Source organism: Thalassospira lucentensis (assembly GCF_032921865.1).
Lineage (GTDB): Bacteria > Pseudomonadota > Alphaproteobacteria > Rhodospirillales > Thalassospiraceae > Thalassospira > Thalassospira lucentensis_A.
The window spans coordinates 2,379,002-2,399,630 of sequence record NZ_CP136684.1; the positions used below are offsets into that span (position 1 = coordinate 2,379,002).

The 20,629-nt window shown below is 54.4% G+C and carries 21 protein-coding genes and 1 riboswitch; of the genes, 10 read left to right on the plus strand and 11 right to left on the minus strand.

Annotated elements, in window-relative coordinates:
* Positions 1 to 108: 108 nt before the first annotated feature.
* The gene (locus R1T41_RS11540) at positions 109 to 612 is read right to left on the minus strand and encodes a Dps family protein (RefSeq protein ID WP_062950713.1); all 504 of its coding nucleotides are present in this window, start codon (positions 610 to 612) and stop codon (positions 109 to 111) included.
* A 221-nt stretch (positions 613 to 833) separates the two neighbouring features.
* Between R1T41_RS11540 and R1T41_RS11545 the strand changes: the two genes are divergently transcribed.
* Complete coding sequence (locus R1T41_RS11545; protein WP_062950710.1) at positions 834 to 1,301, plus strand: hypothetical protein; 468 nt, start codon at positions 834 to 836, stop codon at positions 1,299 to 1,301.
* Positions 1,302 to 1,403: 102 nt separating this feature from the next.
* Positions 1,404 to 2,003 carry a YqaA family protein gene (locus R1T41_RS11550; protein WP_317337165.1) on the plus strand — a complete coding sequence of 200 codons (600 nt, stop codon included), beginning with the start codon at positions 1,404 to 1,406 and terminating at the stop codon, positions 2,001 to 2,003.
* Positions 2,004 to 2,086: 83 nt separating this feature from the next.
* Here R1T41_RS11550 and R1T41_RS11555 read toward each other — a convergent pair whose 3' ends face one another.
* Positions 2,087 to 2,260: a hypothetical protein gene (locus tag R1T41_RS11555; RefSeq protein WP_317337166.1), complete on the minus strand. Its 174-nt coding sequence runs from the start codon at positions 2,258 to 2,260 to the stop codon at positions 2,087 to 2,089.
* 380 nt (positions 2,261 to 2,640) lie between these two features.
* Here R1T41_RS11555 and R1T41_RS11560 point away from each other — a divergent pair, with 380 nt between their 5' ends.
* The 4 genes from R1T41_RS11560 to chrA all read left to right on the plus strand — a co-directional run bounded on the left by R1T41_RS11560 (position 2,641) and on the right by chrA (position 6,749).
* Complete coding sequence (locus tag R1T41_RS11560) at positions 2,641 to 3,168, plus strand: sigma-70 family RNA polymerase sigma factor (RefSeq protein WP_062950706.1); 528 nt, start codon at positions 2,641 to 2,643, stop codon at positions 3,166 to 3,168.
* Positions 3,168 to 3,410 carry a hypothetical protein gene (locus R1T41_RS11565; protein WP_062950704.1) on the plus strand — a complete coding sequence of 81 codons (243 nt, stop codon included), beginning with the start codon at positions 3,168 to 3,170 and terminating at the stop codon, positions 3,408 to 3,410. The genes R1T41_RS11560 and R1T41_RS11565 overlap by 1 nt, the downstream gene beginning before the upstream one ends.
* A gap of 470 nt (positions 3,411 to 3,880) precedes the next feature.
* Positions 3,881 to 5,350: an AMP nucleosidase gene (locus R1T41_RS11570; protein ID WP_114111643.1), complete on the plus strand. Its 1,470-nt coding sequence runs from the start codon at positions 3,881 to 3,883 to the stop codon at positions 5,348 to 5,350.
* Positions 5,351 to 5,519: 169 nt separating this feature from the next.
* Complete coding sequence (chrA, locus tag R1T41_RS11575) at positions 5,520 to 6,749, plus strand: chromate efflux transporter (protein WP_317337168.1); 1,230 nt, start codon at positions 5,520 to 5,522, stop codon at positions 6,747 to 6,749.
* Positions 6,750 to 6,764: 15 nt separating this feature from the next.
* Here the strand turns inward: chrA and R1T41_RS11580 are convergent, their stop codons facing one another.
* The 6 genes from R1T41_RS11580 to R1T41_RS11605 form a co-directional block, all read right to left on the minus strand.
* Positions 6,765 to 8,216 (minus strand): serine hydrolase, encoded by a 1,452-nt coding sequence (locus tag R1T41_RS11580; protein ID WP_317337169.1) that lies wholly within the window; start codon positions 8,214 to 8,216, stop codon positions 6,765 to 6,767.
* Positions 8,217 to 8,320: 104 nt separating this feature from the next.
* Positions 8,321 to 9,490: a CynX/NimT family MFS transporter gene (locus R1T41_RS11585; protein ID WP_317337171.1), complete on the minus strand. Its 1,170-nt coding sequence runs from the start codon at positions 9,488 to 9,490 to the stop codon at positions 8,321 to 8,323.
* 114 nt (positions 9,491 to 9,604) lie between these two features.
* Entirely contained in the window at positions 9,605 to 10,180 is a 576-nt protein-coding gene (locus R1T41_RS11590; RefSeq protein WP_317337172.1) for a helix-turn-helix transcriptional regulator, read from the minus strand.
* 66 nt (positions 10,181 to 10,246) lie between these two features.
* Entirely contained in the window at positions 10,247 to 10,822 is a 576-nt protein-coding gene (gene rsmD, locus R1T41_RS11595) for a 16S rRNA (guanine(966)-N(2))-methyltransferase RsmD (RefSeq protein ID WP_317337173.1), read from the minus strand.
* A gap of 6 nt (positions 10,823 to 10,828) precedes the next feature.
* Positions 10,829 to 12,145 (minus strand): pseudouridine synthase, encoded by a 1,317-nt coding sequence (locus tag R1T41_RS11600; protein ID WP_317337174.1) that lies wholly within the window; start codon positions 12,143 to 12,145, stop codon positions 10,829 to 10,831.
* On the minus strand, positions 12,142 to 12,864 hold the full coding sequence (locus R1T41_RS11605; RefSeq protein ID WP_247794036.1) for a gamma-glutamyl-gamma-aminobutyrate hydrolase family protein: 723 nt from the start codon (positions 12,862 to 12,864) through the stop codon (positions 12,142 to 12,144). The genes R1T41_RS11600 and R1T41_RS11605 overlap by 4 nt, the downstream gene beginning before the upstream one ends.
* Positions 12,865 to 13,137: 273 nt before the next feature.
* Here R1T41_RS11605 and R1T41_RS11610 point away from each other — a divergent pair, with 273 nt between their 5' ends.
* Positions 13,138 to 13,590 (plus strand): nucleoside deaminase, encoded by a 453-nt coding sequence (locus R1T41_RS11610; protein ID WP_037991063.1) that lies wholly within the window; start codon positions 13,138 to 13,140, stop codon positions 13,588 to 13,590.
* Positions 13,591 to 13,639: 49 nt separating this feature from the next.
* On the opposite strand, the gene R1T41_RS11615 is transcribed toward R1T41_RS11610, so the two are convergent.
* Positions 13,640 to 15,241, minus strand: a complete 1,602-nt coding sequence (locus R1T41_RS11615) for a glucan biosynthesis protein D (protein ID WP_317337176.1) — start codon at positions 15,239 to 15,241, stop codon at positions 13,640 to 13,642.
* A gap of 186 nt (positions 15,242 to 15,427) precedes the next feature.
* Here R1T41_RS11615 and R1T41_RS11620 point away from each other — a divergent pair, with 186 nt between their 5' ends.
* Positions 15,428 to 16,789, plus strand: a complete 1,362-nt coding sequence (locus tag R1T41_RS11620) for an adenylate/guanylate cyclase domain-containing protein (RefSeq protein WP_317337178.1) — start codon at positions 15,428 to 15,430, stop codon at positions 16,787 to 16,789.
* Between the two features lie 111 nt (positions 16,790 to 16,900).
* On the opposite strand, the gene R1T41_RS11625 is transcribed toward R1T41_RS11620, so the two are convergent.
* Together R1T41_RS11625 and R1T41_RS11630 are read right to left on the minus strand one after the other, a co-directional pair.
* Positions 16,901 to 17,248: an Atu4866 domain-containing protein gene (locus R1T41_RS11625; RefSeq protein WP_062950683.1), complete on the minus strand. Its 348-nt coding sequence runs from the start codon at positions 17,246 to 17,248 to the stop codon at positions 16,901 to 16,903.
* A 24-nt stretch (positions 17,249 to 17,272) separates the two neighbouring features.
* Positions 17,273 to 18,019 (minus strand): SDR family oxidoreductase, encoded by a 747-nt coding sequence (locus R1T41_RS11630; protein ID WP_181850075.1) that lies wholly within the window; start codon positions 18,017 to 18,019, stop codon positions 17,273 to 17,275.
* Positions 18,020 to 18,187: 168 nt separating this feature from the next.
* Between R1T41_RS11630 and R1T41_RS11635 the strand changes: the two genes are divergently transcribed.
* Together R1T41_RS11635 and R1T41_RS11640 are read left to right on the plus strand one after the other, a co-directional pair.
* The gene (locus R1T41_RS11635) at positions 18,188 to 19,105 is read left to right on the plus strand and encodes an AraC family transcriptional regulator (protein ID WP_209221288.1); all 918 of its coding nucleotides are present in this window, start codon (positions 18,188 to 18,190) and stop codon (positions 19,103 to 19,105) included.
* A gap of 68 nt (positions 19,106 to 19,173) precedes the next feature.
* Positions 19,174 to 19,371: riboswitch (cobalamin riboswitch) on the plus strand.
* Between the two features lie 210 nt (positions 19,372 to 19,581).
* Positions 19,582 to 20,622 carry an ABC transporter substrate-binding protein gene (locus R1T41_RS11640; protein WP_317337180.1) on the plus strand — a complete coding sequence of 347 codons (1,041 nt, stop codon included), beginning with the start codon at positions 19,582 to 19,584 and terminating at the stop codon, positions 20,620 to 20,622.
* Positions 20,623 to 20,629 lie beyond the last annotated feature (7 nt).

Below are 20,629 nucleotides of genomic sequence, written 5' to 3' on the forward strand. Positions count from 1 at the left end.
CTCCGCCATGGGGATCGGGAAGTCTTGCCTTGCAGGGTGCGTAAACAGAACGGCAAGATTGAGACACAAAACCGGCGCCAATCTGGCACCGGTTTTGGTTGTGATCAATCAGGAAATGGTTGCGCGAAGCATCCATGCCGCTTCTTCATGAACGCCAAGGCGTTCTGTCAGAAGATCGGCTGTTTTGACGTCATCGGCGGCTTCGGCCTCGGCCACGCCTTCGCGCAGCAGGCGCGAAACATGATCGTGATCTTCGACCAGTTCCTTTACCATATCGTTGGCCGGAAGAAGCTTGGTCTGATCCTTGACCACCGAATTTTCAATCATTTCCGAAAGCCCGGTCGGTGCCTGAAAGCCGATTGCGCGGATGCGTTCCGCCATATCGTCAATAGCTTCGTTCAGGTCTTCATACTGCTCTTCGGTCATCTTGTGGAGCGAATAGAAGGCTGGACCGACCACGTTCCAGTGGACGCCACGAATTTTGGCATACAGTACGTGCGACGAGCCAATGATCTTGGTTAGCATCTTGGCCAGTTCGCGACGGTCTTTGCGGTCGACACCGGTTTTGACCGGAAATTCTTTCGCAATGCTCTGCATACTGCTGTGTGCCATTTTGTAACTCCTGTATTTCTTTTCACGTTCATTCGCTTTGATCCTGAACCAGCATATGGCTGCCGGTCATATCCCGAACGCTTGTTTAAAAAACGTGACCAGGAAACAAAAGTTCCAAAAATTAAAATCAACACAATTGGAACATTCTTTTGCACCACCCGTTTGAAACGATAAGCAGTGCCAAAGAAAAAGCGCTGCTGTTCAATAACTAGGAGGTTGTGATGCTTAGCAAGACTGTTCTGATGGCTGGTACTATTATGATGTCTGTTGCGGTGGCTGCACCGGCTTATGCAGATGCACAGAAAAGCTCGGATCAGGCAGGCTCTATGGCAACCGACGACGCAATGAAATCGGATGCTGAAAAAATGGGTGATAAAGCCAAGGCCGAATATGAAAATGCCAAGGATTTCACCTATGAGGAAAAAAATGAATTCCTCGCCTGGGTTGAGGAAAAGTCCAATCAGCTTGGCGAAAAATATGACGAGGTATCCGCACGTGTAAGCGATGACAGCGAAGATGCAGTCGATGAGCTCGCAGAAGCATGGGATGGTGCCAAGGAAAACCTGAACGAGGCATATGAAGATTCCAAGGATGCTTCGGCTGAAACCTGGGAGACCGTGAAGGCCAAAACTCTTGAGGCGCTTGATAATGCCGAGCAGGCGCTCTCGGATGATCACGCCACCGAATAAGACATCACAACCTTAACTCGGTGAAGTGGTGTTCCGGGTGTCGGCGGCCCGCCCATATGGGCGGGCCGTTGCTCGTTTGACCCTGTTCAGTCAAGGGTGTCTATGGAAAAAGAACAAAAAAATCGCCGGAAAAGCGGGATTGCACGGTGGTGGCGTGCCTGGCAAGTGCGGTTGGAAAAGCTGGCCGCCGGCCGCAAGGGACTTGGGGGTATTGCTGTTGCGTCGTTTCTTGAAACCACCATCATTCCTGTTCCGATCGAAATCCTTATTGCCCCCATCATGGCCGCATCGCGTCGGCGCGGTATCATCGTTGCGACGGTTACCCTGCTTGGCAGCATTGCGGGTGCCGTTTTTCTATACCTGATTGCTTATGGGCTTTCGGATGAATTTATCCGGCCCCTTGTTGAAATGGCGGGCGGGCAACAGGAGTTCCAAGAGGTGGAGCAACGGTTCGAGGCCGGTGGCTTCTGGGTTGTTTTTGCGATCAGTATTACGCCAGTGCCGATGCAGCTTGCAGCCCTAGCTGCGGGAGCAACAACTTATCCCTTCTGGCTGTTTGTGGTTGCCATCGGGATTTCACGCGCCTTGCGTTATTACGGTCTCTGGGTGCTGGTTCTTGGTTTTGGTGCGGGGATTGCCCGGATTTTTGAAGGCAAGAAGCCCTCAAAAGGGCCGGGTGGCGATAGAAAACCTGCCCCGTAATCTGGCAAAACATGAGCACATGAATAACAAAGCCCGGCAATTGGCCGGGCTTTTTTACAAGATATCCGAGAATTTTCTTTGAATTATTCCGGTTCGATACGGAAATCGGTGGTGGTTTTACCTTCGGTTTCCGGATCTTCCACGTCCTCGGAGACCAAGCCGCGGCGAATCAGCTCACGAATAGCTGCTGCCCGGGTTGGCATGCGATGCTCAAATCGCCAGTCGTCGATGAACTTCAGTTCATCGTCGTCGAGCATAATCTGAAGCTTTTCAGTTCTTTTCGAGGTTGGCACGCGGGGGTCCTTATTAAGTTCAGACGTTCCAATATGCGTCTGAAACCATTGATATGCAACGCATCCGAGAATTTTGGAGTAACTTACGTTACCTGCGTTTTCTCCATATTACAACTGCCTTGCTCAGTTGCATCATTTTGCGCAACTTGCGCAAGTAATGTAAAATAATGAGTAAATGTTAAGTGCGTATTATGGGCGTGTTGATGTGATTATGTTTGTTGTGTTTGTTGATGTTGTTGTGCACGTTAAGTCACTTCATTGTATTGCCTAAGTGAACCATACGATTTTACTTTAAATATTATTTTCTTTTGTTACGGTGAAGACATCCAAAAACGGAGGTTGTGATGTCTGAGCAAGTGATGAACGAAATTGAAGATCACGTACCCGCGCTGCGTCGCCATGCATATCGGCTGACGGGCAGCATGGATCGTGCACAGGATCTCGTGCAGGACACTTTGTTGAAAGCCATCAGCAAAAAAGATCAGTTCGAAGAAGGCACCAGTCTTAAGGCATGGCTGCACCGGATTCTGTTCAACACATTCATCTCGTCCAAGCGTCGCGAGAAGACCCGTGGGCATCATGTCGACTGGGATGATCTTGGTGACGTCTACGGTCATGGCAGCAATCAGATGGCCCGGTTGCAGCTGCGTGATGCGGATCGCATCTTGGGTGAGCTTCCCGAGCAGGAACGTCAGGCGATCCTTCTTACCGCCGTTGACGAAATTTCCTATCAGGACGCCGCCGAGCGGATGAATGTCGAGATTGGCACGGTCAAATCCCGCGTAGGTCGCGCACGCCGGAAGCTGCGTTCTTCCGTCGGGCGGATTGAAACACGGGAGCACGCGTCGCGGTTCGTGGCGGAGGCAGCCTGATGACCCATGTGCTTGCTGTTTATGGCAAGGACGACATTGTAAATTACGTGCGCGGATCGATTGATGATGAAGACAAGAGCGATATCGAAAGTCTTGTCCAGTCCGATCCGCGTGCAGCAGGAATTGTCCAGGATATCGAAAAAGGTCATTTAGGTGACGGAGGGACAGTTGACCTGCTGTACTACCGTCGTCTCAGGAAGCTGAAATCGTTGGCTTCCAGTGCCGGGTTCCTGCAGGAATGATGCGTCAAACGCAAGACTGCATTGATTCGAAATTTTATTGACTTTGTTGACCAATGGTCAGATAAAGTCTGTATCGGAGTTGATCGTCTTTTCCCTCAACGTCTAAGGCCCTTCTCCGAAATAGGCCGAAACCTCTTGGTTTCGGCCCTTTTTTTATTTTGGTGCCGGATTTCCTGCTTGGCGAATCGATTATGTTCATGTCGGTTGGCATGGAAATATCGCGTCATGGTTATGACCCGCGCATCAAAACTGTCATTTGGATTTCTTGAAAATAATCCCGACATATAAAGCAGTCACGATGCTGTGCTGCGCGGGTTTATGCGCTTCGTGTGTCATGATCCGCCATATCGTGTATGGCTGATATGCTGCCTGTGTGCCAAGCCATGCATGAATTGGGGGTTGCCAGAGTCCGGGCAGGCGGTGATAAATCTCCCGCTCAATACAACAATAAGAAAAAGGAGCAACTTATTATGGTTTCCGGAGTCCACGGATCGGTTCGCGATCTGTTTGAATTTACTGACGCCGACAGGGCACTTGCCCGCATCAAGGATATTTATACCACTGGTGCCGAGGCAGTCCGTGAAGCATTCACCCGGTTTGGAAACGGTCAGCAATCCTCGCCTGTGCGCGCCTATTACCCGTATCTCGGGATTGAGGTGCCGCCCGAGAAGTTGCATGTCGAAAGTACATTGTCGTATGGCGCGCCGCGCGACCCGGGCATTTACGGTACGACCCTGACGCGCCCGGATCTGTTCGAACAATATTACCGCGAACAGATTGAACTGCTGCTTAAAAACCATGACGTGCCGGTCGTGGTCGGTGTTTCGGATCGTCCCATTCCGTTACCGTTCCTGGTTGAAACCGCAACCGATAATATCGGCCCGACCGATATTCGCCAGCTTCAGCTGGTGTTTGACATGCCTGATCTGGCGCGGACAGATGACGATATCGCCAACGGGGTACATTACGGAATTACCGAAGGACCCAAGCCGCTTTCTCTGTTTTCCGGGGAAAGGGTGGATTACTCGCTGGCACGTTTGCGCCACTACACGGCGACATTGCCCGAACATTTCCAGAAGTTCGTGCTGTTCACCAACTATCAGCGCTATGTCGACGAGTTCATCGAGTTTGCCAAATTGCAGCTTGAAGACCCCAAAAGCCCCTACGTTGCTTTTGTCGAGCCGGGGCCAAAAGTCCATGTACGCAAGAATGCTCCCAAGGCATGGCAGGAAAGCGGAGAAGCCGTCAAACAGCTTCCGCAGATGCCTTCCTATCACCTGATCCGTGAAGACGGTCTGGGGGTGACGCTGGTCAATATTGGGGTCGGCCCGTCGAATGCGAAAACCGCCACCGACCATATCGCGGTTATGCGCCCGCATTGCTGGTTGATGCTGGGGCATTGTGCCGGACTTCGCCGAAGCCAGCTTCTGGGCGATTACGTTCTGGCGCATGGTTATGTCCGTGACGATCATGTTCTCGACTCGGACCTGCCGCTTTGGATTCCGGTGCCGCCAATTGCCGAAGTACAGGTCGCCCTTGCCAATTCCGTGACCAAAATTACGGGACTTAAAGGGCGCGAAATGAAGGCGCGCATGCGTACCGGTACTGTGGCAACCACAGACAACCGGAACTGGGAACTGCGTTACAGCGAACTGTTCGTGCGTCTTAACCAGTCGCGCGCGATCGCGGTCGATATGGAAAGTGCAACCATAGCTGCCAACGGTTTCCGTTTCCGTGTTCCTTACGGCACGTTGCTGTGTGTTTCCGACAAGCCGGTGCATGGCGAACTGAAACTGCCGGGAATGGCCAACAATTTCTATCGGCAGCGTATCGGTCAACACCTTCAGGTCGGTCTTGATACCATCGATACCCTGCGAAACGAGGTCAATCAGCTGCATTCGCGCAAACTGCGGTCGTTGGACGAACCTGCTTTCCGCTAGTTTCGCTTGTACAGTTTTGTCTGGCGCCCGTTACCATCCGGTAGCGGGCGTTTTGTTATGTTTTTATGAAACGCCGAAAAACTGCCGCTTTTGGCTTTGGAAGGGGCAGGACTTCACCTATCTTCGGCCGGCTTCTTTGGCGATATCATCTATCCGATAGCAGGCAGGTATGACGGTTCATCACGATGCCAGACAGGATTTGCCGGTTTGGCAGATTTTTCTGATTTTTCTTCGACTTGGCTTGACCAGTTTTGGTGGGCCGGTTGCACATATCAGTTATTTCCGTGAAGAGTTCGTAGTACGCCGCAAATGGCTTTCGGATGCGACTTATGGCGATCTGGTAGCACTCTGCCAGTTCGTGCCGGGTCCTGCCAGTTCTCAGGTCGGGATGGGAATCGGCATGTCGCTCGGCGGATTTCCCGGTGCATTTGCCGCATGGATCGGTTTTACCATGCCATCGGCAATTGTTCTTGTCGCGCTTGGGCTTGGTTTGGCTGGCAGTAACCTCGCCGCCACTGGTCCCATGATATGGGGGCTCAAACTGGTTGCCGTTGGTGTTGTTGCGCACGCTCTTTGGGGCATGGCGCGAAGTCTGTGCCCTGATATTCCGCGTGCGGTTATTGCCATAATTGCAGCCGCACTGATGATCGCATTTAGTGGTGCGGGCATGCAGGCCATCGTCATTGTCGGTGGGCTGGTTGCCGGGACACTGTTCCTGCAGGCTGATCTGGTCAAGCTGGACGGGAAGCTGGCTGCCGGTATTTCCCCGAAGGTGGCGGTGTTCGCGTTGGCAATCTTTGGTGCGCTACTGATCGGGTTGCCGTTACTGGTGCAGGTCACATCGTCATCATGGCTTGCCGTATTTGACGGATTTTATCGCAGCGGGGCGCTGGTTTTTGGTGGCGGCCATGTGGTGCTGCCACTGCTGCAGGAAGCCGTTGTTGCGCCCGGTTGGGTCGATACGGATACGTTCCTTGCCGGTTATGGCGCAACGCAGGCAGTACCGGGGCCGATTTTTACCTTTGCTGCCTATCTGGGGGCCGTGATGCAAACCGATACGGGCGGGATCGCGGGGGCGATGATTGCCCTGATCGCCATTTTCCTGCCTGCGTTTCTTCTGGTGATCGGATTATTGCCGTTTTGGGATCGTATCCGGCATATGCCCAAAATGCGTGCGGGGCTGGCAGGGATCAATGCTGCGGTGGTGGGCTTGCTCGCATCGGTTCTGTACGATCCGATCTGGACCGGATCAATTCATGACGTGAAGGACGTGGTGATTGCGATCATTGCATTCATAATCTTGCAATGGCGGCTGATGCCTGTCTGGGCGCTGGTTCTTGCGGGTGGAACCGGTGGTATTGTGATGGGCTATTTCGGCGTTGCCGGTACGGTTGTCTGAATGGCCGGCTGGGGTTTATTCGGCTGACTGTGCGGTATTTTCCACTTCCACAGTGGTATCACCATTGCGCGCGATAATATCGGGAAACAGTGCCGAAATTGATCCGACAAAGCGATGTTGGTCAAAGGCACTGCCGTCTCTGGTCAATCCAAGTCTTACAATCACCAGTTCCTTTGACGGGATGATGCTGATGATCTGGCCATCATGACCAAGTGCAAAAAACGCATCATCCGGGATCGTTGGGCCATTGATTTGTGTGTCACCGTCTTTATCACGTGAACCGGGCAATTGAAGCCACCAGTGGGCACCATAGATACCGTTTGGGGCGGCTGGTGCGGGCGTGACCGAATATTTCACCCAGTCTGGCGGTAGAAGTTGTTCATCGTTCCAGACGCCATCCTGCAGGAATAACTGACCAATTTTTGCCCAGTCACGAGCCGAGGCATGCATGAAGCTGGAACCGATGAAATAGCCGTCCTGATCGGTTTCGATTACCGCATTGCGGATGCCAAGCGGCCGGAACAGCATGTCAAACGGGATATGCTGATAGCTAAGGATTGAGCCGCTGATATTGCGCATTGCCGCCGACAGAACGTTTGTCGCCCCGGAATTATAGGAGAAATATTCACCTGGTTTGTGTTCAAGCGGGCGGGCCACGGCAAATCCGGCAGTGGCGGGTTCGACAAACAGCATTTGAACCACGTCCGATAGCGGATTCCAGTAGCTTTCATCAAATTCCAGTCCGCTGCTCATATGCAGAAGCTGGTCATAGGTGATGACAGCACGGGGATCGTTTATCCGGGATTGCCATTCGTTGATCAGAACCGGGCTGTCAACTCCGGGGATCATGTGTTCCTGCTGCATCCGGCCCAGCAGGGCATTGAACACGCTTTTGGTCATCGACCAACCCGGCAAGGGGGTGGTGGCATTGATCCCCGGTGCATAACGTTCGGCAATGACCTTGCCACGATGCAACACCACAATTGCCCGGCTGCGTCGCGAGATATCCGTGCCCGGTTCATCCATCGCATCGGCAAGAATATTGTTAAAGGCCCGCCTGTCAATATTGCCTGGCACGGATGCCGTTCGCAGCGGTTGTGCCGGGATCGGACGAATTAGCGGGCTTGTCGCGCGCAACTGTTCAATCCGCGCCGGATCATCGGAAAGTGTGCAGCCAAGATTTGGGCGAAAAACCGCGATACGTGTACGAAAACCGAATGCATGCGCGCTGACCGTTTGATGGCGCAAATCAACATTCGCGGTAATCAGCGACAGCAATGGATTGTTATCGGCAAGTACATCCTCGTCACGGGCGCGGTCCGAGGACAGGCCATTTACAAAAATGGCTGAACACATGATTTTGGCCGTATAACCCGCCCCCACAGGGGCCAGCCAGATGAAGAACGCGGAAATCACCAGAATGCCAAGCAATATCAGGCCGACAAAGGTGGCTTTAATCCAGGTCATTCCGTTTCCCTTGTGCAGAGCGTTATTTGCCCCTTGCATCTGATCCGGCAAGGAGGGTCGCCTGCTTTACGGGATAGGTCAAGACAGCGGATTGTATAGGCGGACTAACCCGCTGTTACGATACGGACCTGACGGTACCGAAGCGAAATGACAAATCCGGCAAGGTAGAAACCGGCCAGAAGAAATGCCGCCCCCCTCCAGTTTGCCCAGTCGATCATGGCGCCTGCAACGGGTGGAACAATCACAACGAAAATCTCGGCAAACTGGGCCAGCATCCCCTGAAGGGCGGGCATCGAAAGATTGCGATCTGCAATACGGGGTAAAAGCGCAAAGCATGTACCGGCAACGACGCCCTGCCCGATATTGAACAGGACCAGCGCCAATACACTGATGGTGATGATCTGGCTGACAAACAGGATGAAGATCGCCGCCGCCATGACCGGTAATCCGATCGCAAGCATGATGCGGCCGGGCATCTCGCGGCCCAGTGCCATTCCTGCGCCGACGCTACCGATGATGTTTCCGGCAATTGCCGTGATGCCAATGATCGCCGCGGCAAGGGGAATGCTGATCGCAAGATTGTCTGCCATCATGGCGGGCATGAAGGCAAGAGATGCGGATGTTGCCCCGGCAAAGGCCGCAAAGGTAAGTGCGATTTGCATCGCCGGGCGGGATTTAAGGACGCCGGAAATACCCGATGTCAGGGACCGGTTGAAACTTTGCTCGCGCGGTTTGGTCAGCAGCATCAGGGCTGGTAAAAGGATCGCGACCGGGATGGTGCAGGCAACAACCGCCATGCGCCAGTCAAGCCACGCAACAATCGCGGCACTGGTCCAGTTCCCCATGGCAATGCCGACCGGGATGAACGTGCCCCAGATGCTCATGGCCATGGCAACGGTTCTGGCATTGCCCAGATTGGCCATCCAGCTTGGGGCACCCACCACAATCAGAAGATATCCGACACTGGTGACAAGACGCCCGACATAAAGCATCCCGCTGCTGGATGCTGTTGCAAAGAGTGCAGCACCAATGATCATCATAAGGCCGCCCAGAACCAGCGAGCGACGCAATCCGACCTGTGCGGCCCAAACCCCTGCGGGAATGGCAAACAGCGCACCCGCCGCCGTGATCAGCGACGCGACAAGTCCAAACTGTGCCTGGCTAAGATCAAAACCGGCACGAAGATCGGGGGCAATCGGCCCGACCAGCCCAACCTGCATCGAGGCCGTCAGTCCAAGACCGTAAAGAACACAAATGGCAAAAATCGGTGGCATGAGGGCGCAATCCGTCAATTCAATAAACGATTTGGTTGGGGCGAACCAAAATAGCGGGTTCCTTTTACCGGAAACCCGCTTGGGCGATCCACGTATGAAATATGCGTGAAGGGGTTAGACGGGCGGTGTATCAAAACCGGTGGTCAGGCGAACGGCGGTACCATCGGACAGGAAAAACCGTTCCCACAGGATGAATTTATCGACAATCGGCATCGGCGGGCCGTCGCGCCCGGATGTTTCGAAAGTCAGATGATCTGCCTGATCTTCGTGCCAGCCCATATGATGCAGGCGTTTTTCCGCCTGTGCGATTTCCGGCGTGGCAAAGCGCCAAAGGGATGTGCCAAGAAGATCACCAGAATCCCGTTGCCATTCCTTTTCGCGCGGTCCCGATGCGCACAGCAAACGATGGCTGCGATCCTCGATCAGATGAACACGTTGCCGCGAATGGATCACCAGCCGTTTGATCGCCTGATCCAATCGGAAATTGCGGTTGCGCGTCATCATCTGATGCAAAAGGTCGATCTGAAGCGGGGCGGGCGTTTGCAAACCCTTTTCCCAACGTGATACGGTGGCCTGTGTGACTCCGACAATATCGGCAAGACGCGATTGCTTGATCTCGCTTTCGCGGCGCCATTGGCGCAGGCGGCGACCAAATTCAGGATCGGGTGCTGTCGGGGTCAGTAACTTCATCACTCAACACGGCCTGACTTTTCGAAAGGCAGACCACCATAACACAGCCGGGAATTCAATAAAGGCTCAAGCCGCTGCGCCAAGGCGGCAAATATCGATCTGGCAACGGCCATATTTGCGGCTGTCGAGGATTTCAAGCCCGTCAATATCGGGCACTGGATCGCGCGGATCGCGTTCGGCAATGATCAGCGTTTCCGCATTGATCCATCCGGCATTTGCCAGTCCCGTAATGCTCGGTCCCAGCAATTCCTTATGATAGGGCGGATCAAGGAACACCATACTGGCGGGTTCTGGCGCGCGCGGTGGCTTGGTTGCATCTGCGCGCTGAACGCGGGTTTTGTCGCCCAGTTTCAAATCGGCAATATTCTGTTCGACGGCGGCAAGCGCACCGCGATCAAGGTCAAAGAAAACCGCCTTTTGCGCGCCACGTGAAATGGCTTCAAGTCCCAGCGCGCCGGAACCGGCATAGGCATCAAGAACCAGCCCGTCATAAAGCGGGTTCTGGTCGTCCTCGTACCAGCGCGATGCATGTGTCAGGATGTTAAACAGGGCCTCGCGAACGCGATCCAGTGTCGGGCGCGTATCGCGCCCGGTTGGTGCGGTCAAAAGCCGCCCGCGAAGACTTCCGCCAACAATCCGCATTCTGCCTTAGCCCTTCTTGCTACGCGGGCGATTGCCCGCCGGTTTCGATCCGCTGCGTCCCGCCGGGCGATTGCCGGGTTTTCCATCGGCAATGCTGCCGCGATTATTGCCGCCGGTATTGCCAGATGGCTTGCCGCGACCGCCACCAAACGATTTCCCACCGTCGCTATTGCGTTCGCCACCGGCTTTGCCACCGGGCGCATAACGCCCGCGGCCTTTGTTGGCCGGGCGGTTTGTATTGTCGCGATCATCAAAACGATTGTCCCTGTCGTTTCGTGCGCCGCGGTCGTTACGATCTTCGCGGTTTTCACGATTTTCACGCGCAGGACCACCACGCGATACCTCTCCGCGTGCGACGGCCGGTCTGGCGCGATTGCCCGGACGTGTCCGGTTTTCAAAGCCGTTCTCAGTCCGGGTGTCATCGGTGACGGCGTTCAGGTTGTTGCCCTGCTGGCGACGGCGCGGCGCGGCTGGTTTGCCAAACACTGTGCGCGGTGCCTTGGGGCGGCCGGTACCACCGCGCGCGACCGATTTCTTTTCGGAAACCTTGCTGTAATCACCCTTGAAGAACGCGGCCAGCTGTTCTTTCATCACCTTGCCGGTGATTTCTTCGCAATCGCCGGGTGCCAGGTTACCCAACTGGAACGGGCCATAGGACACACGCATCAAACGGGTTACCGGCCAGCCAAGATGTTCCATCACGCGACGGATTTCGCGGTTTTTACCTTCGCGAAGGGTTACGGTCATCCAGGCATTGCTGTCTTTCTGAACATCAACTTCGGCCTGAATCGAACCGTAATTGATACCGTCAACCGTAACACCGTCTTCAAGCTGTTTGAGTTTTGCCTCATCAATCCGGCCGTGAACGCGCACCCGATACCGGCGTGCCCAGCCGGTGGCAGGCAGTTCAAGATAACGGGCAAGCTCACCATCATTGGTCAGCAGCAAAAGACCCTCGGAGTTCAGATCAAGACGGCCGACCGAAATCACGCGCGGCATATAGCTTGGCAGATGTTCGAAAACCGTATCGCGCCCCTGTTCGTCACGGTGGCTGGTGACCAGTCCGCGTTTTTTAAACAGACGCCAAAGGCGCGGCTTTTCCTTTTGCGGCAATGGTTTGCCATTGACGTAAATTTCGTCCTCGTCGGTGACGGTTACGGCCGGGCTATCAAGCACCTTGCCATTCAGCTTCACCAGACCTTCCTCGATCATGCGTTCGGCATCACGACGCGAACAAACGCCGGAACGCGCAATGCGTTTGGCAATGCGCTCGGGTTTGCTTTCTTCGGTATCTTCTGTCGGGTTCGGGGTCTGGTCGCTCATTTGCGGGCCTCGGAAATCAGGGCGTCGAAGATTTTCGCATCGCCCGAACTGATATGAAATTCGGGATGCCATTGCACCCCAAGACAATAACGATATCCCGGATGTTCAATCCCTTCGATCACGCCATCAGGGGCAAGGGAATTGATGATCACATCCGGGCCGACCTTATCCACGGCCTGATGATGGGCGGAATTGACCGACAGGCTTTTGACATCGCCAACAATACGCGAAAGCAGGGTATCGGCTTCGACGGTCACATCATGCCCCGGCTCGTTGCGCGGGTTGGGTTGTTCATGCGGCAGGCAGTTTTCAACACTGTCGGGAATATGCTGGATCAATGATCCGCCAAGGATCACGTTCAGCAATTGTTGCCCGCCGCAAATACCCAGAACCGGCATATTGCGTTTCAGCGCACCTTCGGCCATCGCCCATTCAAACTTGGTGCGGCGGTCTTTGGTCACCACGGTATCATGGCGTTCTTCGGCGCCAAACAGGCTGGGATCGACATCAAATGCGCCACCGGTGACAACAAGCCCGTCAATCAGATCCAGCAGATCGGGAACCAGTTCAACCTCGTGGGGAAGGGGCATGGGAATGCCGCCCGCCGCCGTGACCGCACCGGCATAGTTTTCACGCAGCGCATACCACGGAAATTTGGAATAGCCACCGGGTTCCTCGGAATCAAGGGTAATGCCGATGATCGGTTTTCTGGCACTCATGATCTGTCAAATCCCGTTGGTGGTGGCAGTTGTTCGCTATGTTTGCTGGCGATGCCATGAATTTGGCCGGAAACTAACCCCGGTGCGTTAGAAGGGCAACGGCAATTCATGCATATGTGCAATCGGCCATGATCTTATCACCGCTTGACCGATCCTTGCACAGATTGCAATCTCATATCCTTAAAACTCAAGAAAAACAGTCAACAGACAGTGCGATGGGCCGTGTATGATGATGCTGCGGCCAACTCATTATTCCGGGATGGAAAGCAAATCATGAGCGCAGACAGCTATATGGATATGGCGCTGGAAGAGGCGCGCGCCGCCGCAAGGCGTGGCGAGGTGCCGGTCGGTGCGGTTCTGGTCGATGCCGACAGTGGCGAGGTGCTGGCGCGTGCCGGTAACCTGACCGAGGAACTCAATGATCCGACGGCCCATGCCGAAATCCTTGTGATCCGTGCCGCTGCCGGGGCCAAGGGCGAACCGCGTCTGCCCAATTGCGATTTGTATGTCACGCTTGAACCCTGTCCGATGTGTGCCGCCGCAATTTCGTTTGCCCGTCTGCGGCGGGTATATTTCGGGGCCTATGACCCTAAAAGCGGTGGCATCGATCATGGTCCGCGGGTATTCGAAAGCACAAGCTGCCATCACCGACCGGAAGTTTACGGCGGGATCGGCGAGGTCGAGGCAGGCAAGCTTCTGAAGGAATTCTTTGGGTCGCTGCGCTAAGGCCCAAGATAAAAAGTAAAAGGCCCGCCAAAATGACGGGCCTTTGTTCTTATTCGCGTGTCTGTCCGCGCAATCCCGGCAGATGCTGATACATCCAGGTTTCGCTAAGCGGTGCATCGCCGCGTCTCAGATACATCCGTAAATCAACCGGCTCGGTGCCCTCGACTTTAAGGTCAAACGCCGCACGCCAGATACGGGTATCCATGATCGGCTCGATCTTGGTGCGGACAATTTCTCCGCGCGAGGTTGAAACAATGACTTCCGGGAACTCGCCATAGGCCAAGGTTCCAAGGATTTCACCTTCGAACTCGACCGAGAATTTCAGTTCATCCTTCGGACGGACCGTGCCGGGATTGCCGCCGCGCCCCATGCGGGTGGCGGTAACATGGGCAAGCTTGTCCATCGGGAACGGGTTATGGGCCTGCCAATACAGGCGATAACGGAACTGATAGCTATTGCCCGCCTTGGCAGGAGCATTCGGTACCCAGAAAGCGCCGATATTGTCGTGAATTTCGTCATCTGTCGGGATTTCGACAAGCTGCACGGCACCGTCTTCCCACGCGCCAAGCGGTTCGACCCACAGGCTGGGGCGGCGGTGATAACGCACACCGTCAAGATAATGGCTGACTTCGCGATCCCGCTGCATAAGTCCAAACCCGCGCGGGTTTTTATCGCCAAATGCCGATGTACGGATGACTTCCGGGTTGTTCAGCTGACGCCAGATGCGTTCGCCATTCCCGGTCCAAAGCTCCAGCCCGTCACTGTCATGGACTTCCGGGCGCCAGTCAAAGCGGAACGATTTGTTCTGTTCGGAATACCAGAACATGCTGGTCAGCGGGGCGATGCCAAGGCGTTCGATATCCTTGCGCAGGAACAGGTGTTTTTCGACATCCATCGTCACACCTTCGCCGCGCGTCAGATAGAACCGGTAGGCACCCGTGATGCTGGGACCATCGAGCAGGGCATAGACCGTGACCGGGGCGTTGGCCGATTTCGCAGGCTCAATATAAAATTCGCGGAAATCGGGGAATTCTTCGGGCTGCGACGTTGCCGTATTGACGACAATACCGCGCGCCGACAGGCCATATTGGCCTTCATCGCCAATCGCACGGAAATAGGACGCGCCAAGAAACGCCGCCCAGTCCTGGGTCTTCCAGTCATCACGTTCGACATTTTCATGCAGACGGAAACCGGCAAAGCCACTGTTTTCCGAAAGTTTGCGCGCGATGCTGTCTTCGGGCATGTCGAAATAGTCGGGCGTATAAACCACTTCGCGCGATTTGCCACCGTCAACCAGATGCATATGCACCGGTTTGGCGAAATACATGCCAAGATGGAAGAAGGTCAGCGGGTAGGTGCCCGAACCATCGGCGTATGGTGAAAATTCGCGCTTGTAATGCAGCTTGCCATGAATGTCGTAATCGATCTTGCCGACAATTTCGGGATCGGGGGCGACAGGCGGCTCATAAGGCGATTTTGCCATGGCTTCGGCGCGTTTGATCAGGGCGTCAAAGCTGAAGCTTTGCGGTTCGCCAAGATCAAGTTTTTCGTTGGCCGCCGATGCGCCATTGACCAGCGACATACCCGGCAGGATCAGCCCGGCAGCGGCCATGGATTTCAGAAATCGTCTGCGTTCCACAGAAGTCGTCATCAATCAGGTCCCGTTAATTTAAGATGTCCGGAACTATACCGGACAGTGTGGACGTAATCGGGATAAAACATGGCGAATTCAAGATCGTAATATCTGCATTTTTCGCATAGCGGTATGTTCGATGTCTGCCTAAATAAACTTGCAATCATTAAAATGGCGGGGTCGCCATCGCAGAAAGGCATGTTCATGCAGCAAACTGTTATTGGAAAATCTGAGCAGGCCGCCATTTTCCACGAGGCAGAACAGAAAGGCCTTCGTCTGGCGATCAAGGGGCGTCTGGTCGCGCTGATCCTGATGGGGGTCTGGCTTGTGGCGTCGCGGTCGGGCGACCCGTTACGTGCCATTGAATATCTGATTGCACTTGGTGTCTTTGCCGGGTTTGGCATTATCCATTACCGGATTATCGGATCATCCTATGATCGGAACTGGATCAAGTATCTGTTCATTGCGCTTGATATTGGCTTCCTGTCTCTTCTGATTGCGACGCAGCCGGTGTTTGATAATGTCGATCTGCCCCAGGCGGTGATTTTCCGCACACCGATCTTCCCGTTTTATTTCATCATTCTTGGTGTTGCCGCATTCAGCTTTTCACCGGGGCTTGTTTTATGGGCCGGTATTTGCGGTGCCGCCGGATGGCTTGGCGCGTTCCTTTATGCCATCCGCGATATGACGCAAACCTATGACTGGCAGGATATTGGTACATCGCCCGATACCCAAACCTTTGTGACCTATTTCTTTAGCCCCGATTTTATCGGCGCCTGGAGCCGCGTACAGGAAGCCTTGGCACTGGTTATTGTTGCCATCCTGATTGGTCTGGTGATGTGGCGGGCGCGCCATACGGTCCACCGCCAGATTGAGGCAGAGCAGGAACGCAGCGCCATTTCCGATATTTTCGGACAATATGTGCCGCCCGCCGTGGCCGAGGTGCTGATTTCCAAACGCGGGACACTGTCCCCGATTGAGCGTGAGGCAACCATCCTGTTTGCGGACGTGGCCGATTTCACCAAGCTTACAGAAACCATCGGGCCAAAAGGAATTGTCGAAGTCCTGAATGCCTATTTCGATGCGGTGTCACAGATCATCACCCGTCATCATGGCGTGATTACGCAGTTTCAGGGTGATGCCGTTCTGGCGACATTCAATGTCCCGGTCGAGGATGACGACCATGCCGGATGTGCCATCCGGGCCGCACGCGAGATCAATGATCTTGTTCATCAGCGTGATTTTGCCGGTATTCACATTCAAACCCGGATTGGTATTTGTACTGGAACGGTGATCGCTGGAAGTGTCGGTGGTGGTGGGCGCCAAAGCTATACCGTGCATGGTGATACGGTGAACCTTGCTGCAAGGCTCGAAGTCATGAACAAGGAACTCGGGACCGATGTTCTGATTTCGGGGACAACGACGAAGTATCTTGCTGCGGATGATTTTCGCAAGATCGGGCAAATGGACGTGCGCGGGCTTTCCGAACCGATTGATCTGTTCACCTTTGCAGCCGCTGGCGAATTGAATGTTCCGACCGACAATGTGCCCGCGACGGCAAGCTGATCATCGTTAAAGATTTCACTCATGAAAAAGGAACGGCATCCATCGGATGCCGTTCCTTGCGGGTTCTGCATCGGAGTTAACCGGTGCAGTGGGGCTCTGAAATCAGAATATCTATTGCAGCGGCTGGCGATACATAACCATTCCGGCGTGATACAGAACGCCATCTTCGAAATAGCCATCTGCGGTGAAGCCGGTATCATCCCAGTAATCGATGTGATTGCCTGAAATTTCGTAACGTCCCTGATAGGCGGACTGACGATTGCCGCGCGCCTCGTCATAACGCCCATTGGCCAGCAATTCCTGACGGATGTTACCGTCTGCCGTGACCCACATGCCGACATAGGGATGCGGATCGTTCGACGCGGTTCCGGACATGACGGTATCCTCCTGTGCGGTGGCTGTGCTGGAAAACAGCATCAGAAGACTGGTGATAGAAGACGCAAACATATGACGTGCCATGCGGGCCTCCTTGGGCGGTACGGATCAATATGCCGATGCCGTCGGGCGTACGATGATCTCGTTGATATCGACGCTGTCGGGCTGGGCGATTGCATAAAGGACAGACCATGCAATCGAAATCGGACTAAGGGCGGTTTTGCGTAGTTCGCCGAGGAACCCCTTGGCGCTGTCATCGGTAATATCGTTGCCAAGTTCGGTTTCGGTAACACCCGGCGAAACCATGGTAACGCGGATATCCCGGCTTTCCTGACGCAGGCCGTCTGAAATGGCCCAGACGGCGTATTTGGTGGCGCAATAAACCGCGGCGGTCGGCGATACCAGATGCGCCCCGATCGATGCGGTGTTGATGATATGACCACCGCCCTGTTCCTTGAACAATGGCAGGGTGGCGGCAATACCGTTCAGAACGCCACGGATATTGACGTCGATCATCTTGTTCCACTCGTCGATTTTCAGTTCGGCAAGTGGCGACAGGGGCATGACGCCCGCATTGTTAAACATCACATCAACGCGGCCATAGGTGTTTTTGGCGAAATAGACCAGTGCTTCGACATCGTCGGCATCGGTGACATCAACCGCGCGGCATGTGGCGGTGCCGCCTTCGGCTTCGATCTCGGCGACGATGGAATGGAGTTTGGCCGTGCGGCGGGCGGCCAGAACGACCTTTGCACCATTTTCAGCCAGAAGTTTTGCCGTGGCTTCGCCAATCCCGCTGCTGGCACCGGTGATAACGACGACCTTGTTTTCAACATTGCTGGACATAAGCGACATGACATCCTCCGTGTTTGGTTGATGGCGCTCAATGTGAGTGCAAACAGCAATTTGATGAATACACAGAACTCTTGATCAATTGCCTGATCCTCCGAACGGTACGAAAACCGCTTTTCAGTACAGTCCGGATCGGTATAGTTCATATTAGAGAAACAAAGGAGTTTGGTGATGTCTGTATTCGAAGAGATGTCTGAACTGATTGACAAATACTGCGAAGGAGAAGGCGTTGCCCAGACGCCGGTGAGTGCGATGCACCTGTATCGCGCGACCGGGCCATCGATGAAAGTCCCGACAATCTATAAGCCATGCCTTTGTATTATCGCGTCAGGTGCTAAAGAGGTCACTCTGGGCGAGGCGGTTTTCAGTTACGCGCCCGGAAAGTATCTGGTGGCGTCGGTTGACCTGCCCATTGTCGGGTGTGTGACAAATGCCAGTGCAGCCCTTCCGTATCGCAGTTTGTCGATTGAACTTGACGGCCAGATGCTAAGTGACCTTGTAACCCAGATCGATCTTCAGATCGGATCCGCATCCGAAAGCGATTGCGGGCTTCATGTCGATGATGCCAGCGATACCTTGCTGGACGCCGTGATGCGCCTGTTGAGCCTGTGCGATCAGAAAGACGATATTTCGGTGATGGCGCCGATGCTTCTGCGCGAAGTGCATTATCGCCTGTTGCGCGGCCTTCAGGGGGCCCGGATTGCACAAATCGGAATGGGCGGCAGCAACATGCAGCGCATTTCCAAGATCATCCGTCTGATGAAGGACGATTTTGCAGCACCACTGCGGGTCGATGATCTTGCTGCACAGGCAAATATGAGCCCGTCCTCCTTCCATCATCATTTCAAGCAGGTAACATCCATGAGCCCGCTTCAGTATCAGAAACGCCTTCGCCTGACGATGGCGCGCCAGATGATGCTGACGGAAATGAAGGATGCGGCGACCGCGGCCTATGAAGTCGGATATGAAAGCGCATCACAGTTCAGTCGCGAATATGCCCGCATGTTTGGCGCACCGCCCATGCGTGATGTATCGGCCATCCTTGGACGACTGGGCGGGGATGGTACGGCGGCAGCGAACGCCTATTAGGAAACCAGGTCCTGACCCTTGATGATTGCGACCGGTTTGCAATTCTCTTGACGGGTCTGTGTGACTATGTGACATCAATTGATGTCAGTATCCGACAAGGATAAAGGGAATTCGAAGCCGTTCGTCTGGACGGTTAACCGAAGCTGCCCCCGCAACTGTAGGCGGTGAGTGTTTTTCTTCTGAAAGCCACTGGGATATTTCCCGGGAAGGCAGAAAAGCACAGCGACCCGCGAGCCAGGAGACCTGCTGACATGACGACGACGGACCGGGCGGGGTGCCCCGGAGGATGTCGGTACATGTCACCGTCTCACGCAGGTTGCAATGCGTTATGCCTGCTTTCGGGTTCTGACATTTCCCGCCATTTTTCAGCACCTTTGCCAGTCTCTTGACCATAGTAACTTTGATGTTATGTTATAACATAACATTTATTGGTTTGATATGCCTGATCGGGAATGAAATTCCGGATCGGTATATCCATGAAAGGACGCAAAGTGATCGAACTTAACAAACGGGTTCTTGCAGTCGGGGTGTTTGCTGCAGGGCTGGCTTCTTTCGCGCAATACGCATCTGCGACGGAATATCCGCTTACACTGGAAAATTGTGGTCGGACTCTGACCTTTGATCAGGCCCCGAACCGTGTCGTATCGCTGGGCCAAAGCAGCACCGAACTGCTTTATCTTCTGGGGCTGGCCGACAGGGTGGTTGGAACGGCCGTATGGCTTGGGCCGGTACAGGAACAGTTTCGCGACGTTAACGCCACCATTCCGCGTCTGGCAGATAACGATCCCAGCTTTGAAAGTGTGGTCGGCCAGAAACCCGATTTGGTCACAACCCAGTTCCAATGGCATATCGGCCCGAATGGCAAGGTCGGAACGATTGACCAGTTTGCCGAACTTTCAATCCCGGTCTATACCGCACCGGCTGATTGCATGGGCAAGGACAACACCACGGGCGGCGACGGAACCCGAATCGATGCCTTTTCGATGGATCAGATCTATCAGGGGATAGATGACCTTTCGAAAATCTTCGATGTCGAGGAACGTGGCGCCGAACTGATTGCCGATTTCAAAGCCCGCGAAAAAGCCGCACGTGAAAAAGTCGCCGCCGTCAACGGCAAGGGCATTTCGGCCCTGTTCTGGTTCTCCAGTGCTGAAATCGATGTTGATCCGTTTGTTGCCGGTCAGAAAGGTGCGCCGGCCTATGTCATGTCGATCCTTGGTGTCGACAATGTTATCGACAGTGACGATGAATGGCCCACAGTCGGGTGGGAAACCATCGCACGAACCAATCCCGATATCATTGCGATTGGCAAAATGGATCGTCGCCGTTTTCCGGCTGATGACTGGGAACTGAAAATGCAGTTCCTGAAATCCGATCCGGTAACCAGTCAGATGAGTGCCGTCAAAAGCGGAAATATCGTCGTCATGGATGCCCAGTCGATGAACCCGACCATGCGGACAATCGAGGGCATTGAAACGCTGGCCAAGGCAATCGAGGCGTTCGAGGCTACTCAGTGATCGGGCC